Origin of the sequence: Actinacidiphila rubida (assembly GCF_900110255.1) — a bacterium.
Lineage (GTDB): Bacteria > Actinomycetota > Actinomycetes > Streptomycetales > Streptomycetaceae > Actinacidiphila > Actinacidiphila rubida.
Window position 1 is genome coordinate 1 of sequence record NZ_FODD01000010.1, and the last position, 15,569, is coordinate 15,569.

Below are 15,569 nucleotides of genomic sequence, written 5' to 3' on the forward strand. Positions count from 1 at the left end.
CACCTGGGCCACCGCCCAGGTCACCCAGTTCGCCCAGCCCGGCTGGACGTTCGTCGACTCCGCCTCCGGCTACCTCGGCGGCACCGAGTCCAACGGCAGCTACATGACGCTGAAGTCGCCGAACGCCTCCGACTACTCCACCGTGCTGGAGACCACCACCGCCACCGCCGCGCAGACGGTGAACGTCCACGTCCAGGGCGGTCTGTCCACCGGGACCGTCCACGTGTGGGCGACACGGGTGAACAGCCCCAGCGCCGCGACGGACTTCGTCCACACGCAGGACGTCACCCCGTCCGGCGGGTCGTACACGCTGACGCTCCAGCCCGGCTGGATCTACACCGTGAGCACTACCACCGGCCAGGGCAAGGGCACCGCCACCGGACCGGCCGCGCACGCCCTCGCGCTGCCGTACACCGACTCCTTCGACGGCGACGCGACCGGTGCCGAGGCCCGCTACCTGTCCGACATGCAGGGCGCGTTCGAGGCGCGGTCTTGCGCCGACGGCCGCACCGGCCAGTGCGTGCAGCAGGTGGCACCGGTCAAGCCGATCGAATGGCAGGACGACTCCGACGCCTTCTCCCTGGTCGGCGACCCCACGTGGACCGACTACACCGTCACGGCCGACGTCGACCTGCAGCAGGCCGGGACCGTCGAACTCCTCGGCCGGGCCAACACGCAGAACCGTCCGCAGAGCCACCAGGCCGCCGACGAACTCCGCGTCGCCGACACCGGGGCCTGGTCCCTCGTCAGGACCTCGGCCGCCGGCACCACCAGCACGCTCGCCTCCGGCACGCACGCCGCGCTCGGCACCCGCTCCTGGCACACCCTCGCCCTCGGGTTCTCCGGCGACCAGATCACCGCGTCGCTGGACGGTGCGACCCTGGGCACCGCGACCGACGACGCCTACTCCGCGGGCCAGGTCGGCATCGGCGTGGCCGGCTACCAGACCGACGAGTTCGACAACCTGTCCGTGACCGCCAACCCGCCCGGCAACCACGGCGGCATCCTCAAGGGCAACGCCTCCGGGCTGTGCGCGGACGTGCCGGCGGCCGGCCGGACCAACGGCACCCAGGTCGCCCTCTGGGACTGCAACGGCGCCGACAACCAGTTCTGGACCCTCACCCCCGCCGGCCGCCTGACGGTCTACGGCGGCGCGAAGTGCCTCGACGTCAACGGCGGGGCCACCGCCGACGGCACGGCCGTGCAGATCTGGGACTGCAACACCACGGCCGCTCAGCAGTGGACGGTCAACCCGGACGGCACGGTCGTCAACCCCAACTCCGGCAAGTGCCTGGACGCGACCGGCAACGGCACCACCCCCGGCACCCTGCTGGAGATCTGGACCTGCAACGGCGGACCCAATCAGGCCTGGGCGCGGGGCAGTGCCGCAGGCCTGGTCAAGGGCCAGGAGTCGGGGCGCTGCGTCGACGTCCCCGGCTTCAGCCAGACCAACGGCACCCGGCCGGCGCTGTGGGACTGCAACGGCGGCACCAACCAGACATGGACCTCCACCGCCACCGACCAGCTGACCGTCTACGACACCAAGTGCCTGGACGTCACCGGCGGTGCCACCGCCGACGGCAGCCCGGTCGAGATCTACGACTGCAACGGCACCGCGGCCCAGCAGTGGCGCGTGCGCTCCGACGGCACCATCGTCAACACGGGCTCCGGCAAGTGCCTCGACGCCGTCGCCGACGGCACCGCGAACAGCACGGCGCTCGACATCTGGACCTGCACCGGCGGCGCCAACCAGATCTGGCGACGCGCCTGACCGTCCCCGTCCCCGCCGGGCCCGCGCGCGGGCCGCTCCCGACCGGGCCCGGCGGGCCCCCACCCCGGACGCACCACGGCGCGCACCGCATCCTCGCCCCCACGGGACCCCGGGCGCGCCGTTCCCCCCACGAAGGAGACCAGCGATGACCACGTACGCGTTACGGGCCGCGGTGCCCGCGCTCGCCCTGCTCGCGGCGGCAACCGTCGGCGCCGCGTCGCCCGCCCTCGCCACCACCGGCGCGGCCGCCGCCCCCGCGGCCGTACGCCAGGCCGCGCTGCGCGTGATGCCGCTGGGCGACTCCATCACCTGGGGCGTCGGCAGCAGCACCGGCAACGGGTACCGCGGCCCTCTGTTCGGCACCCTCGGCGGCGAGGGCTACGTCCCCGACTTCGTCGGCTCCGGCCGCGGCGGCACCATGACCGACCCCGACAACGAGGGCCACTCCGGCTGGCGCATCGACCAGATCGCGGGCATCGCCGACGCGGAGCTCGCCGCCTACGAGCCGAACGTCGTCACGTTGATGATCGGCACCAACGACCTGAACCAGAACTACCAGGTGCCCACCGCCCCGGACCGGCTGCACGCCCTCGTCGACCGGATCACCGCCGACGACCCCGGGGCCACCGTCCTGCTCGCCGACCTGATCGTCTCCACCGCGCCCGCCGTCGTCCAGGCGGAACCCGCCTACAACACCGCCGTCGCGCAGATCGTCCAGTCCGAGCAGGCGGCCGGCAAGCACGTGTCCTACGTCGACATGGGCGCGCTGACCAGCTCCGACCTCGCGGACTCCCTGCACCCGAACGACACCGGCTACCAGAAGATGGCCGACGCGTGGAACAAGGGCGTCCAGGCCGCCGACGCCGCCGGCTGGATCCAGCAGCCGCCGGCCGTCACCGGGCCGGTTCCCTCCGGCATCGCCGGCAAGTGCCTGGACGTCAACGGCGGTTCGTCCACGAACGGGACCGCCGTGCAGATCTGGACCTGCAACTCCACCCCGGCGCAGTCCTGGACCGAGGCCACCGACGGCACCCTGCGGGCCGTGGGCAAGTGCCTGGACGCCACGGCGAACGGCACCACGAACGGCACGCCGGTGGAGGTCTGGGACTGCAACGGCGGCGGCAACCAGCAGTGGCAGCCCTACAACGGCGGCTTCCGCAACCCCGTCTCCGGCCGCTGCCTCGACGACCCGAACCGGTCCACCACCGACGGCACCCACCTCGTCCTCTGGGACTGCAACGGCGGCGCCAACCAGCAGTGGACCGTCGGCTGACCCCCTTCCACCCCGACCAAGGAGCTACGCCCATGCCCCTCAGCGAACGCCTCTTCTCCCGGCCTCCGCGCCCGTCCCGCTCGCCGCGCTCCAGATGGTCGCGGCTCGCGGCCGGCGCGACGGTGCTCGGGCTCGCCGCCGTCACCGCGCCGGCCCTCGTGCTGCTGGCTCCGGCCCCGCAGGCCCAGGCGCTGTCCAACGGACTGGCCGCCACGCCGCCCATGGGCTGGAACGACTGGAACTCCTTCGGTTGCAACGTCACCGAGCAGAAGGTCAAGTCCGTCGCCGACTTCATCGTCTCCTCCGGGCTCGCCGCGGCCGGCTACGCCTACGTCGACATCGACGACTGCTGGATGTCGGGCAGCCGCGACTCCGGCGGCCATCTCGTCCCGGACCCCGCGAAGTTCCCCGACGGCATCAGCGGCACTGCCGCCTACGTCCACGGCAAGGGCCTGAAGCTCGGCATCTACGAGAGCGCCGGGACCAAGACCTGCGCCGGGTACCCCGGCAGCCTCGGCCACGAGCAGACCGACGCGAACAGCTTCGCCTCGTGGGGCGTGGACCTGCTCAAGTACGACAACTGCAACGGGGACGGCTCGTCCCCGCAGTCGCGCGACACCACCATGCGGGACGCCCTGGCGAAGACCGGCCGGTCGATCCTCTACAGCCTCTGCGAATGGGGCCAGGACAGCGTGTGGACGTGGGGCGCGGGCGTCGGCAACATGTGGCGCACCACCGGCGACATCAACGACAGCTTCGGTTCGCTGCTCTCCAACTTCCACACCAACGTCCAGCTCAGCGCGTACGCGGGTCCGGGCGGCTGGAACGACCCCGACATGCTCGAAGTCGGCAACGGCGGCATGTCGTTCACCGAGGACCGCAGCGAGTTCAGCCTCTGGGCCGAGATGGCCGCGCCGCTCATCGCCGGCAACGACCTGCCCGGCTCCTCCGCCGCGACGCTGTCCCTGCTCGGCAACCGGGACGTCATCGCCGTCGACCAGGACTCGCTGGGCAAGCAGGGCACTGAGATCTCCTCCGCCGGCGGTCTGGACGTGCTCACCAAGCCCCTGGCGAACGGCGACCGGGCCGTCGTGCTCTTCAACGAGAACGCCGGCGCCGCGACGATCTCCACGACCGCGGCCGCGGCCGGCCTCCCCGCGTCGTCCTCGTACACGCTCAACAACCTGTGGTCGCACGTGAAGACCACGACCAGCGGCGCCATCTCGGCCACCGTGCCGGGACACGGCAGCGTCATGTACCGGGTGTCCACCGGCTCCTCGACCACCACCGGCACCACCCACCCGCTCGTCGGGGCGTCCTCCAACCGGTGCCTCGACGCCTTCAACAACCAGACCGCGCCCGGAACCAAGATCGAGATCTGGGACTGCAACGGCGGCACCAACCAGCAGGTGACGGCCACCGCCGCGAACGAACTCCGGCTCTACGGCGGCACGCAGTGCCTGGACGCCACCGGCGGTGGCACCGCGACCGGCACCGCGGTCGAACTGTGGACGTGCAACGGCGGGGCCAACCAGCAGTGGCGCCTCAACCCGGACGGCACGATCACCGGCGTGCAGTCCGGCCTGTGCCTCGACGTCACCGGCGGGGACCAGGCCGCCGGCAACGTCAACGGCACCGCGCTCGAACTGTGGACCTGCAACGGCGGCGCCAACCAGCAGTGGCGCCTCGGCTGACCTGACGGGGGGTGCCGGGCGGGCACGGCCCGCCCGGCACCCCCCGGGGCCCACGCTCCGGGGTCTCAGGCCGCGGTGTCCAGCACGACGCGGAACCGCGCCTCGCCCGAGAGCATCCGCGCGTACGCCTCGGGCGCGCGCTCGAACGGCATCACCTCGACGCTGGGGCGAATGCCGTGGGCCAGGCTGAACGCGAGGTTGTCCTCGTTCTCGATGGACGAACCCGTCAGGCTGCCGACCACGGAGCGCGTGCCGAAGATCAGGTCCGGGGTGGCGAGCGTCAGCGGGTCGGGTGCGGCCCCGACCACGACCAGCGTCCCGTTCGGGGCGAGCCCGCCGACCAGCGGGTTCATCGACGCGCCGCTGGAGGCGGTGGCGACGATGACGGAGGCGCCGCCGAGGGCGCGCAGCGCGGCGCCGGGGTCGGTGGCGGCACTGTCGATGTACGCGTGGGCGCCGAGCTTCCGCGCGAACTCCTCCTTCTCCGTGCCGCGGGCGACGGCGGCAACCTGGTAGCCCAGGCTGCGCGCGTACTGCAGCGCCAGATGGCCCAGGCCGCCTATGCCCTGCACGGCGACCAGGGCGCCGGCCCGGGCCGGCGCCTGCTGGAGGGCGGCGAAACTCGTCAGGCCCGCGCAGAGCAGGGGAGCGGCGTCGATCGCCGAGAGGCCGTCGGGAATCCGCACCAGCCCGCTGGCCCGGGCGTGGACGATCTCCGCGTAGCCGCCGTCGATCGTGGTCCCCGTCTGCTCCTGGTCGCGGCAGTTCACGAAGTCGCCGCGGCGGCACGGCTCGCACTCCCCGCACTGGCCGTTGAGGAAGCCGACACCGGCCCGGTCGCCGGGCCGCCAGGCCGTGACACCGGCCCCGACCGCGTCGATGACGCCGACGATCTCGTGCCCGGGGACGAGGGGCACCGACGGGTCGGCGCGCAGTCCCTCCACCGCCAGCACGTCCGTGTGGCAGACACCGCAGGCCTCCACCCGCAGGCGCACGTGCCCGGGCGCCGGATCGCCCAGCTCGCGTTCCACCAGCCGCAGGTCGCGGACGCCGGTGGCCTCGAAGGCCCGGTAAGTGGACATGACTGCTCCTTGACGTCGCTTGACGATCCTTGCCGACGCGCGTCACCGCCCGCGCCGGACCTCGATGAGGTTGATCCGCCCATGGGAAAATGACCGGTCATCTTGAGGGTAGCCCACGCCGCACCGACCGCGCCTGTGCCCCCGGTCACGTCCGGGACCTGCCGTGACGCCCGCGGCGAGCCGGCCCTCGCGGTCTTTGGCGCCAACTCACGTACGGCTGACGTCAGTTGGGCTGGATGTGTGACGAAATCGGGACAACCCCGAGTGCCGGGAGCGTATCTGCCTCGGTGACCGCACCACACACAGGGGAGTCACAGGTGACCGAGCAGGGGGAAGACCAGCGCTCCGGAGCACGGGACGGAGCGAGGGCACGCACGCTCAGGCGGGCACTGTGGGGCGCCGGCGCAGCCGTCGCCGCCACCGCGGCGATGATCGCCGTCACGCTGCCGAACGGAGCCTCGGCCCACGGCGGTCCCACCGCCGCGGGCGCCGCGGCGTCGACCGGGGGAGCGGACGGCGCGGGCGCCGCCGCCGTGACCGAGAACGCCGCACCGCAGGGACCGCAGACGGGGATCGGGCCGCTGACCGAGGCCGAGGTCGACCGCGCGAAGTCCCTTGCGGCGCGGCACGGAACACCGCCCGGTTACCGCACCGCGGAGGGCACGCAGGGCGCGGAGTACCTGGACACCGATCTGGTGGACGCACCGGACGCCACGTCCGGCACGCCCCGCCGCGTCGAGGTGCTGTTCTACGACTACGGGCACGACCAGCTCGTGAAGCAGACCGTCGACCTCACCACCGGCACGGTGGAACGCACGGACACGGCGACCGGCGTCCAGCCGCCGCCGTCGAACGACGAGACGCGGCAGGCGGCCGCACTGCTCATCAGGGATCCGCTCGGCCAGGGGCTGCGGGCCGACTTCGCCGCCGCCACGAAGGGGCAGACCCTCACCTCGCCCGCCCAACTGCGGCTGCGCGGCATGTCCTTCAACGCCGGCGAGCAGTCCGCGCCGGCCGGCCTCGACCAGTGCGGGACGCACCGCTGCGTCCGGCTGTTCACGCAGGTGAGGGGCGGTCCGTGGATCGACACCACGGACTACGTCATCGACCTCAGCGACCACACCGTCGGCCGGATCCACTGAGAGCGGAGAACAGGCAACCATGAACATCCTCGACGCCCGCCGCGCGCTCGGCGCGACCTCGGCACTCCTGCTGCTGCCCGCCCTGTTCACCGGGACCCTCGGCGGCACCGCGGCCGCCGCCGCCCGCACCGCGCCCGCCGCGGTACGGCGGACGGCGCCCGCACCGGCCCCGTGCGGCACCGCACGGCCGATCACCAGGACGCTGCCCAGCGGCACCAGGTGGACGATGTGCTGGCGGATGAGCGGAACGAAGGGGCTGGTCCTGGAGAAGATCTCCTACCAGCCGAAGAAGGAGCCCCGGCCGATCACCGTGCTGGCCTCCGCCGCCCTCGCCCAGGTCGACGTCCCCTACGACTCCGGGTCGGTGGAGTACAACGACCTGTCGGACATCGGCTTCGGCAACACCGCCGTCGACATCGGCCCCTCCGAGTGCCCCGGCGGCAGCATCGGTTCGGCGTACATCCCGCAGCAGGGGCAGAACGTCAAGGCGCTGTGCGTCACCACCGCGCCGCACGGCTACGCCTACCGCAGCGACGTCACCGACGCCCACGGCAACCCGAAGAAGTACACCGCGCAGGGCAGCGACCTCGTCGTCTTCTCGGTGTCCCAGCTGGGCTGGTACGAGTACGTGACCCAGTGGAACTTCTCCGACGACGGCACGATCACCGCCAAGGTCGGTGCCACCGGCGACCTCTCCCCGAGCGACTACAGCGGACAGGGCACCGGCTGGCCCATCGGCAGGGGCGACCACGACCGGGCCACCAGCCACTACCACTCCGTCTTCTGGCGGCTGGACTTCGACCTGGACGGCTCGTCCCGGGCGAAGGTCGAGCAGTACGACACCAAGAGGGCCGGCCAGGGCAGCGGTTCGGCCGTCCTGAAGACCACCGCGACGCCCGTCACCAGGGAAGTCGCCGCCACCTCGGCGTTGCGGCGCTGGTGGCGCGTGGTGTCCACGGCCGGCCGGAACGGCGATCAGCACCCGCGGTCGTGGGAGCTCGTCCAGCAGCACTCGGACCACTACGACGCCCACGCCTACACCTCGAAGGACCTGTACGTGACCCAGTACCGGGCCTGCGAGCAACTGGCCAGCGGCAACAGCGACCCCGCGTGCGCGGGGCGCGGCACCTCGGTCGACCGGTGGGTCGACGGCGAGACGCTCTCCCACCCCGTCATGTGGGTCAACGTGGGCTTCCACCACATCCCGCGTGACGAGGACCAGAGCCCGATGCCCCTGCACTGGCAGGGCTTCCAGCTGTCCCCGCGCGACGTCACCGCGATGAGCCCCCTCACCCCGGACGCCCTCTCGGGCGACGACGGCCAGGGCCACTGACCGTCCCAGCGACCCGCGGCGCCCGCCCGGCCCTCCCGGGCGGGCGCCGCGGCGTGCGCGGTCCGCGCCGGCGGTGCGTGGGACGGGCGAGGTCGGCTTCCGGCATCGGGCGGGCGCCGGGCAGTCGCCGGCCGGGTCCGTCAGACCGTCTCCTGGCGCAGCCGCCGACGTGCACGATAGGCCCGCAGGTTGGCCGCGTTGCCGCAGACCTTCACGTCGTGCCAGACACCGCCGTTGTTGCGGGAACGGTCGTAGAACGGCACCCCGCAACGGGAGTTGCGGCAGGTCTTCAGCCGTTCCCAGGTCCCGTCGCGCTGGGCGGAGAACATCTCCACGGCCACGACCGAGGCCACCTTCCGCCACCCCGAACCGCGGGGGAGGAGCCGCACACGGCCGGCCTCGTCCCAGCGGGAGCCCAGCGCGACGGTCGGCAGGGCCACGGAGTGCGGGGGGACGCCGTCGTGCGTGCCGTCGTGGGACGCGGCGACCAGGCGGTGCAGGTCGTCGCGGAAGCCGCGCAACTGCTCCAGGTCGTCATGGGCGAGGGTGACGCCGACCGGCGCCGTACCCGCCGCCTCCGCCCACGCGGCCAGCGCGCCGCCCAGCCAGTCCTGGGCGGTCGCGAGGTCGGCCAGGAGGTCCTCCCGTTGCTTCCCGCCGGCGGCGACGGTGGCCAGCAGGTCCTGGACGAACGCCAGACCTTCCGGCGCCGGGTCCACGCCGTAGCGGCCCAGAGCTGCCCAGGTCACCATCGACTTCCTTTCGCTCAGACATAAGTATGACGGCTTCACATCTTACTGTGGTGTTCCTCACTCCCCGCAGGGTCCCGGACGGATCCCCCGGAGCCTCCGGAACGCAGCCCGTCTCAGGCGTTCCGGCTCCGGGCCCTTCCGGCGGCCGAGCGGGCCCACACCAGCAGCGCGGGACCGACCGCCCATGCCGCGAGGGTGGCGAGCGGGACGAGGGCGTGGGCGCCGCCGAAGTAGCTCAGGTCGGTGATCGCCCGCACCGCGGCTCCCGGCGGCAGGACGCCCGACACCAGCCGCGCCGCGCTGGGCAGCAGGTCCGCGCCGACGGACGCGCCGCTGGTCGAGTTGCCGACGGTGAGCAGCAGCAGGGTGGCGAGGGGGATGCCCACGGAGCCGAAGAAGGTGCCGAGGAGCTTGGTGGTGAAGGCCGCGGCCGCGCTCAGCAGGGCCAGCGTCGCCGCGAGGGGGAGGAAGGGTGCGGGCACGGCGCCCAGGACGGGTCCGGCAAGCGTGGCGCCGACCGTGCCGGCGATGGCCGCGAACACCGTCATCAGAGTGAAGCGGTGCTTCAGGTGCAGCAGCCTGGACAGTCCCAGGACGTTCTGGGCCAGGACGAAGCCGGACAGCGTCACCCCGAAGGCGACGTAGAAGCCCGCCAGGCCGCGGCTGTCGTAGCGGGTGAGCGGGACGTCGTCGTGCACGCTCACCGTCGTGCCGGCACCGTGGGCGTAGGCGGAGACGACGTTCTCCACGGCCGTGGTCGTCGACAGGCCGTTGGCTCCCGCGACGTTCAGCGACAGGCCGTCGGCGCCGTGCGCCGTCAGCACCGCGACGACGTCCCGGTGCTTCAGGGCCTGGTCGGCCGCCGCCCCGCTCGGCTCCGGATGGACGTCGACGCTCGCGCCCAGGGCCTGCTGGACCTGGGTGGACAGCTGGCCGCCGACCACGGCGACCGGCAGCTGGTGCGGCTTGGGGGACCGCGCCAGTCCCACGTAGCAGCTGATGAAGGCGGCGACCACGATCAGGGCGATCAGTGGCGGCTGCAGCCAGGCGCGGACCGGCGGCCGGGCCGGGGGCGCGGCGGGGCGTGCGGCGCGCGGCAGGGGAGCGGAGGCGTCGGTGTCCGGCTCGGTCGTGGGAGTGGCGGGTGCGGTGTCCATAAGCGGGGCCCTTGGGGGTCTCGGGGGTGGCGGGTGCTGCGAGGCCCTGTCCTGAGGCGGTTCCGTGTACGCCCCACCGACAGAGGTGTACAGGGATAGCATCTTTCGTTGGCTCGTTCTTCCCGCCTCTGTGGGGGCGGGCGATCCCGGACCCCGTGAGGCGGAGCCGGGCACTTGACAGATCAAAAATGACCAGTCATCTTGGAACGAGGACTGTGCCGCACCGATCGTCGAGGAGCGTGGGTCATGCCCAGGGCCAGCATGCGCGAGCAGTTGATCGAAGCCGCGTCCGACCGCTTCCACGAGCACGGATTCAACGCCACCGGCATCAAGGACATCACCGACGCCGCGGGCACGCCCAAGGGCTCCTTCTACAACCACTTCGAGAGCAAGGAGTCCATGGCGCTCGAAGTGATGCGCCGGTACTCCGACACGCGCGAGATGGCGATGCTCGCCGACACGTCGGTCGCCCCCGTCGAGCGGATGCGCCGCCACTTCGCCCACCTGCGGGCGGACCTGGAGCGCTTCGGCTACGCCCGGGGCTGCATGTTCGGCAACTTCGCGACGGAGCTGTCCACGCAGAGCACGGTGATACGGGACCAGGTGGGCGACCGGCTCGAGCGCTGGGAGACCCTGCTCGGCTCGGTGCTGGACGAGGCCCGCGCGGCCGGAGCGCCGGTGGCCGAGGTCGAGAGCGCCACGCTGGCACGCTTCCTGGTGAGCGCGTGGGAAGGCGCGGCGATGCGGGCGAAGGTGCTCCGCAGCGGGGCGCCCCTCGACGACTTCTTCGCCGTCTTCGACTCCCTCACCGCGTAGACGCTCCCCGTCGATGTGGGAGTGCCCGGCGGGCGGCGCCCGGCTGTGCTACGCTTTCCTTGTTGCAGTTGTGGTACCCATGAAACTATGTGCGCCTAACGGAGATAATTCCTGCAGGCGCATTATTTGTTATCCGGCATCTCCGGATGGGGCCTCTGCCTACAGAAGGAGAATGTCATGGCACAGGGAACCGTCAAGTGGTTCAACTCTGAAAAGGGCTTCGGCTTCATCGAGCAGGACGGCGGCGGCCCGGACGTCTTCGCCCACTACTCGAACATCGCCTCCCAGGGCTTCCGCGAGCTCCACGAGGGCCAGCGGGTCAGCTTCGACGTCACGCAGGGCCAGAAGGGCCCGCAGGCGGAGAACATCGTCCCCGCCTGATCGCCGGACGCGTCGTCACTCACCGGGGTCCGCACCTTCACGGTGCCGACCCCGGTTTGTGCTGTATTCGCTGTATCCAGGAAGGCAGATAGCTGCATGTCCCGCAGGCCCCAGAAGCCCACCCGGCGCGCCTTGTCGCCCGCACCGTCCCCGTCGTCCCCGAGGGAATTCCGGCTGCCGGAGAACACGACGCCCGCACTTCCCGCCGTCGCCGACTTCGCCGACCTGGACATGCCCGCGGCTCTGCTGAAGACCCTCACCGCGCAGGGCGTGACGACCCCGTTCCCCATCCAGGCCGCCACGCTGCCGAACTCGCTGGCCGGCCGCGACCTGCTGGGCCGTGGACGCACCGGCTCCGGCAAGACCCTCGCGTTCGGGCTCGCGCTGCTGGCCCGCACGGCCGGACAGCGCGCCACCCCCAAGGCACCGCTGGCCCTCGTGCTGGTGCCCACCCGTGAACTCGCCCAGCAGGTGACGGACGCGCTGACCCCGTACGCGACGGCGGTGAACCTCCGGATGGCCACCGTGGTCGGCGGACTGTCCCTCACCAAGCAGGCGGCCACGCTCCGGCGCGGCGCCGAGGTCGTCGTGGCGAGCCCCGGACGGCTGAACGACCTGGTGGACCGTGGGGACTGCGTGCTGGACGACGTCCGCATCACCGTGCTGGACGAAGCCGACCAGATGACCGACATGGGCTTCCTGCCGCAGATCACCCGGCTGATCCAGCAGGTGCGGCCCGACGGCCAGCGCATGCTCTTCTCGGCCACGCTCGACCACAACATCGACCGCCTGGTGCAGCGCTTCCTGACCGACCCGGTGGTGCACTCCGTGGACCCGTCCGCGGGAGCGGTCACCACGATGGAGCACCACGTGCTCCACCTCCAGGACGAGACCGACAAGAAGGCCGTCACCGCGCGCATCGCGGCCCGCGACGGCCGGGTCATCCTCTTCCTCGACACCAAGCGGTCCGCCGACCGGCTGACCAAGCGGCTGCTGTCCGTCGGCGTCCGGGCGGCCGCCCTGCACGGCGGCCGCTCCCAGCCGCAGCGCAACCGCACCCTGGAGCAGTTCAAGAGCGGCCAGGTCACCGCGCTGGTGGCGACGAACGTCGCGGCCCGGGGCATACACGTCGACGACCTCGACCTCGTCGTGAACGTCGATCCCCCCACCGACCACAAGGACTACCTCCACCGGGGCGGCCGTACGGCCCGTGCCGGCGGTTCCGGCAGCGTGGTCACCCTGGTCCTGCCCGACCAGAAGCGCGACTTCACCCGGCTGATGACGCACGCGGGCATCCGCCCTCGGACGGCTCGCCTCACCTCCGCCGACGCGGAGCTGGCGACGATCACGGGCGCCCGCGAGCCGTCCGGGACGCCCGTCACCATCGAGGTCCCGCAGCCCACCGCCCCCGCGTCGTCCCGCCCGGAGCGGCAGCCGGGCAGCAAGCCCGCGCGGCGCCGCCGCGGTGGCGGGGGAGCGGGCACGGCGAACGGAGCGACCGCCGGGACCGGCGGTCGCGGCACGACCGGCGGAACGCGGAGCGCGGGCGGCCGCGGCTCCACCCGCCGCGCGGCGGCGGGCGGCGCGAAGGCCGGTGCGGTGGGCGCGAGCGGCCGTGGCGCCGAGCGCGGCACCGCGGCGGGCGGCTCGGGCGCGGCCAAGTCCGGCGGTGGTGCCGCCCGCCGGACCACGGCCGGCAACACCACGGCCGGCAACACCACGGGCGGCACTGCCGCGGGCACCGGCCGCAACGGCGGCCGCCGAGGCGGCCGGCGCGGCTCCACCACGTAGGCGCGACCAGGGAGGACCGGTATGGGCACAGCGCAGGGGGATCTCGTGGCCGCACTCCACGAGGCCGAGCAGCGGCTGCAGACGGCTGTTCGCTCGGGGGACGTCGAGGTGCTGGACGTCCTCATGGACGACCGTGCCGTCTACACCGGGCCCGACGGCCGGTCCTTCACCAAGGACGAGGACCTGACGGCACACCGGTCCCGGGCCCTGGCCGTCGACGTGCTCGACCAGCACGACCTGCAGGTGACGGTGGTGGGCGCGACGGGCGTCACCCGCCTGCTCGCCTCCCTCCAGGGCACGGCCGCGGGCACTCCCTTCGCGGCGCGCCTGCGCTACACCCGCACCTGGGTCCACACCGACGGCATCTGGCGCGTCCTCGCCGCCCACGCCAGTGCCGCCCCGGACACCCTCCCGGGTCTGTCCGCAGCCGAGTAGAACGGCGTGTGCTCCCCGGGCGGGTAAGCGCCCGGTGGCAGGCCCGGCGCCCGCGGGAGAGCGGGCGCCGCACCGGTCGACCGCCCAGGAGCGAGGGCGCCCCTGGGCTGCCGCTACCTCACGAGCCGTGGCGCGGGCGGCGTCCTCCCACGTCGGCGGCCCCCTCCCGGCGCGTGCGCGGCGGCGTGTCCGAGGGAACGGGCGGCCACCACGGCCCAGGCCGCGACGAGCGCCACGTAGAGCACGACGGCCGCCCACACGAAGACCAGCGAGCCGGTCCGGACGGCCAGGGCGGTGGTGCCGGTGACGTACGCGCCCAGCGGGAAGATGAACGACCACCAGCTCGGTGCGAAGGGGAGCCGGCCCGCGCGGAGCTCGCGCAGGGACAGCGCAGCCGCCAGCCAGAGCCACAGCAGGGCGAAGCCCCACACCGCCAGCCCGCCGAGCAGCGCCGCGGCCGCCGCGCCCTGGGCGTAGGCGGGCGCCAGCGTGCCGGGCACCACCGTGGCCAGCGCCCCCAGGGCGGTCACCACCTGGCTCAGTGCGCCGAGGCCGATCCACAGGGTCGGCACCACGGTGCCGGTCGGCGCCTCATGGTGCACCATCCGGCTGTAGACCATGGTGATCACCAGCAGGACCGCCACCAGTCCGAGCCCCAACACGGCGTAGCAGCCCAGCAGCATGGCCAGCCGCACCTGTCCGGCCGGCGCGTGGACGACGAGCAGCGCACCCGTCGTGGCCGAGACCAGCGGAGGCACGACCGGCATCAGCCAGCCCCCTGACGCGGCGTCAGGCGCGTAGTGATGGCGGGTCACCATGAGGTACGGCACCGTGCACGCGGTGGCGAGGCCGAGCCCGGTACCGAGCAGCCACAGCACCCAGTCCGCGGTCAGCGCGGCGTGTGCCCCGATCACCGGCCCCCCGAGTTGCAGCGTCCCCGCGCCGACCGTGAGCAGCGCGACGGCCGGCGCGCCGAAGAACTGCAGCTGCGCCGGGTCCGCGGCGTGGTGCCGTACGGTCCGCTGCCGCAGGTAGGCGGCGGCCAGCACGACCAGCAGAAGGGCGGCCGCCGCCCAGACCACCGTCGCGGCGGTCCGGAGTCCGGGGACGCTCCGCGGCAGGGCGACCGCCGCGTTCGCGACGATTCCCGTGCCCATGACCGACGCGAACCAGCTCGGGGCGAAACCCGGCCGGCCTCCGGTGCGGCCCTGCCGAGGTGCGCGCCTCGGCGCGTCCGGCTCCCGCACGGCAGGCGTCACCGGGAGGCCCCCGGAGCGGCGGAACGGGCGATGGCCGCGAGGCGGGCGACCTGCTCTCCCATGCCGCGCGTCCCGCGCAGCGGCGTCAGCGCGTGCGGCCACACGGCCGACGCCAGCGCGGCGTGGCGGGCGCCGCCGAGGACGATGACCGGGTCGAGACCGGCGATGCCTTGCCGTACGGCCTGATCGCGCAGTACCGCGGCGGTCACCGAGCCGGTGTCGCCGTGGCGGGTGTCGTAGGGGTCGATTTCGTCGTCGGGGTCGAGCAGCCCGTAGCGGGCGGAGAGGATCACCAGCCGATCGGGCCGCAGCGACGCGGCAGCCCTTCGACAGGCCCGATGGTACGAACCGACGTACATCTCGCCCGCGCGGGCACGGTGGTCCAGCTTCCGTGCACCGCAGGGGACGACGATCAGTTCGGGGGCGAAGGCGACCGTGGGGTCGTCCGGGACCATGCGCATACCTCCAGGTGTTCAGGCCGGTGCGAGGAAGAACGCGGTCCTTCGGTGCGGCCATGGCCGCACGGAAGGACATGCCGCCCTCGCATCCGGACGCGGCACCGACGACCCCCGTGACGCGGTCGGCGGGTCGCCCTCCGGGGAGCGTCCGGCCATGTCCTGATCTGCCGCTGTCCTGACCGTCTCCGCGGGCCCGGCGGCCCGCTTCCGCTCGTAGCCTCGGAC

At 73.0% G+C, this 15,569-nt stretch carries 14 protein-coding genes; 9 read left to right on the forward strand and 5 right to left on the reverse strand.

Translation table 11 applies throughout. The features are described 5' to 3' along the window. From BMW99_RS11860 to BMW99_RS11870, 3 genes are all read left to right on the forward strand, one after another. Positions 1 to 1,771: RICIN domain-containing protein (locus BMW99_RS11860; protein WP_177226070.1), on the forward strand; the 1,771-nt coding region annotated here is incomplete at its 5' end. A gap of 145 nt (positions 1,772 to 1,916) precedes the next feature. Then, the gene (locus tag BMW99_RS11865; RefSeq protein ID WP_075016760.1) at positions 1,917 to 3,044 is read left to right on the forward strand and encodes an SGNH/GDSL hydrolase family protein; all 1,128 of its coding nucleotides are present in this window, start codon (positions 1,917 to 1,919) and stop codon (positions 3,042 to 3,044) included. Positions 3,045 to 3,076: 32 nt separating this feature from the next. Beyond that, positions 3,077 to 4,738 (forward strand): glycoside hydrolase family 27 protein, encoded by a 1,662-nt coding sequence (locus BMW99_RS11870; RefSeq protein WP_079176020.1) that lies wholly within the window; start codon positions 3,077 to 3,079, stop codon positions 4,736 to 4,738. Positions 4,739 to 4,803: 65 nt separating this feature from the next. Here the strand turns inward: BMW99_RS11870 and BMW99_RS11875 are convergent, their stop codons facing one another. Beyond that, positions 4,804 to 5,820, reverse strand: a complete 1,017-nt coding sequence (locus BMW99_RS11875; protein ID WP_075016761.1) for an alcohol dehydrogenase catalytic domain-containing protein — start codon at positions 5,818 to 5,820, stop codon at positions 4,804 to 4,806. 317 nt (positions 5,821 to 6,137) lie between these two features. Between BMW99_RS11875 and BMW99_RS11880 the strand changes: the two genes are divergently transcribed. Then, on the forward strand, positions 6,138 to 6,962 hold the full coding sequence (locus BMW99_RS11880; protein ID WP_069466824.1) for a hypothetical protein: 825 nt from the start codon (positions 6,138 to 6,140) through the stop codon (positions 6,960 to 6,962). Positions 6,963 to 6,981: 19 nt separating this feature from the next. After that, positions 6,982 to 8,295, forward strand: coding sequence for a copper amine oxidase (locus BMW99_RS11885; RefSeq protein WP_069466823.1), 1,314 nt, complete (start codon positions 6,982 to 6,984; stop codon positions 8,293 to 8,295). A 140-nt stretch (positions 8,296 to 8,435) separates the two neighbouring features. Here the strand turns inward: BMW99_RS11885 and BMW99_RS11890 are convergent, their stop codons facing one another. Together BMW99_RS11890 and BMW99_RS11895 are read right to left on the reverse strand one after the other, a co-directional pair. Further along, positions 8,436 to 9,047, reverse strand: coding sequence for a CGNR zinc finger domain-containing protein (locus BMW99_RS11890; RefSeq protein ID WP_069466822.1), 612 nt, complete (start codon positions 9,045 to 9,047; stop codon positions 8,436 to 8,438). A gap of 113 nt (positions 9,048 to 9,160) precedes the next feature. Then, the gene (locus tag BMW99_RS11895; RefSeq protein WP_075016762.1) at positions 9,161 to 10,204 is read right to left on the reverse strand and encodes a hypothetical protein; all 1,044 of its coding nucleotides are present in this window, start codon (positions 10,202 to 10,204) and stop codon (positions 9,161 to 9,163) included. Positions 10,205 to 10,450: 246 nt separating this feature from the next. On the opposite strand from BMW99_RS11895, the gene BMW99_RS11900 reads away from it, so the two are divergent. From BMW99_RS11900 to BMW99_RS11915, 4 genes are all read left to right on the forward strand, one after another. After that, positions 10,451 to 11,020 carry a TetR/AcrR family transcriptional regulator gene (locus BMW99_RS11900; RefSeq protein ID WP_069465780.1) on the forward strand — a complete coding sequence of 190 codons (570 nt, stop codon included), beginning with the start codon at positions 10,451 to 10,453 and terminating at the stop codon, positions 11,018 to 11,020. Positions 11,021 to 11,197: 177 nt separating this feature from the next. Further along, on the forward strand, positions 11,198 to 11,401 hold the full coding sequence (locus BMW99_RS11905) for a cold-shock protein (RefSeq protein ID WP_031512004.1): 204 nt from the start codon (positions 11,198 to 11,200) through the stop codon (positions 11,399 to 11,401). A 96-nt stretch (positions 11,402 to 11,497) separates the two neighbouring features. Then, positions 11,498 to 13,192, forward strand: a complete 1,695-nt coding sequence (locus BMW99_RS11910; RefSeq protein WP_075016763.1) for a DEAD/DEAH box helicase — start codon at positions 11,498 to 11,500, stop codon at positions 13,190 to 13,192. A 21-nt stretch (positions 13,193 to 13,213) separates the two neighbouring features. After that, positions 13,214 to 13,627 (forward strand): nuclear transport factor 2 family protein, encoded by a 414-nt coding sequence (locus BMW99_RS11915; protein ID WP_069466006.1) that lies wholly within the window; start codon positions 13,214 to 13,216, stop codon positions 13,625 to 13,627. 113 nt (positions 13,628 to 13,740) lie between these two features. Here the strand turns inward: BMW99_RS11915 and BMW99_RS11920 are convergent, their stop codons facing one another. Further along, positions 13,741 to 14,886, reverse strand: a complete 1,146-nt coding sequence (locus BMW99_RS11920; protein ID WP_407640286.1) for an SLAC1 family transporter — start codon at positions 14,884 to 14,886, stop codon at positions 13,741 to 13,743. Continuing rightward, entirely contained in the window at positions 14,883 to 15,341 is a 459-nt protein-coding gene (locus BMW99_RS11925; RefSeq protein WP_069466008.1) for a DUF6884 domain-containing protein, read from the reverse strand. Before BMW99_RS11925 ends, BMW99_RS11920 begins: the two co-directional genes overlap by 4 nt. Between the last annotated feature and the right edge of the window lie 228 nt (positions 15,342 to 15,569).

Bases quoted from the DNA above. Each gene is read 5' to 3' on its own strand.
- BMW99_RS11865 (WP_075016760.1), top strand. From the start codon at position 1,917: ATGACCACGTACGCGTTACGGGCCGCGGTGCCCGCGCTCGCCCTGCTC.
- BMW99_RS11870 (WP_079176020.1), top strand. From the start codon at position 3,077: ATGCCCCTCAGCGAACGCCTCTTCTCCCGGCCTCCGCGCCCGTCCCGC.
- BMW99_RS11875 (WP_075016761.1), bottom strand. From the start codon at position 5,820: ATGTCCACTTACCGGGCCTTCGAGGCCACCGGCGTCCGCGACCTGCGG.
- BMW99_RS11885 (WP_069466823.1), top strand. From the start codon at position 6,982: ATGAACATCCTCGACGCCCGCCGCGCGCTCGGCGCGACCTCGGCACTC.
- BMW99_RS11890 (WP_069466822.1), bottom strand. From the start codon at position 9,047: ATGGTGACCTGGGCAGCTCTGGGCCGCTACGGCGTGGACCCGGCGCCG.
- BMW99_RS11895 (WP_075016762.1), bottom strand. From the start codon at position 10,204: ATGGACACCGCACCCGCCACTCCCACGACCGAGCCGGACACCGACGCC.
- BMW99_RS11900 (WP_069465780.1), top strand. From the start codon at position 10,451: ATGCCCAGGGCCAGCATGCGCGAGCAGTTGATCGAAGCCGCGTCCGAC.
- BMW99_RS11905 (WP_031512004.1), top strand. From the start codon at position 11,198: ATGGCACAGGGAACCGTCAAGTGGTTCAACTCTGAAAAGGGCTTCGGC.
- BMW99_RS11910 (WP_075016763.1), top strand. From the start codon at position 11,498: ATGTCCCGCAGGCCCCAGAAGCCCACCCGGCGCGCCTTGTCGCCCGCA.
- BMW99_RS11915 (WP_069466006.1), top strand. From the start codon at position 13,214: ATGGGCACAGCGCAGGGGGATCTCGTGGCCGCACTCCACGAGGCCGAG.
- BMW99_RS11925 (WP_069466008.1), bottom strand. From the start codon at position 15,341: ATGGTCCCGGACGACCCCACGGTCGCCTTCGCCCCCGAACTGATCGTC.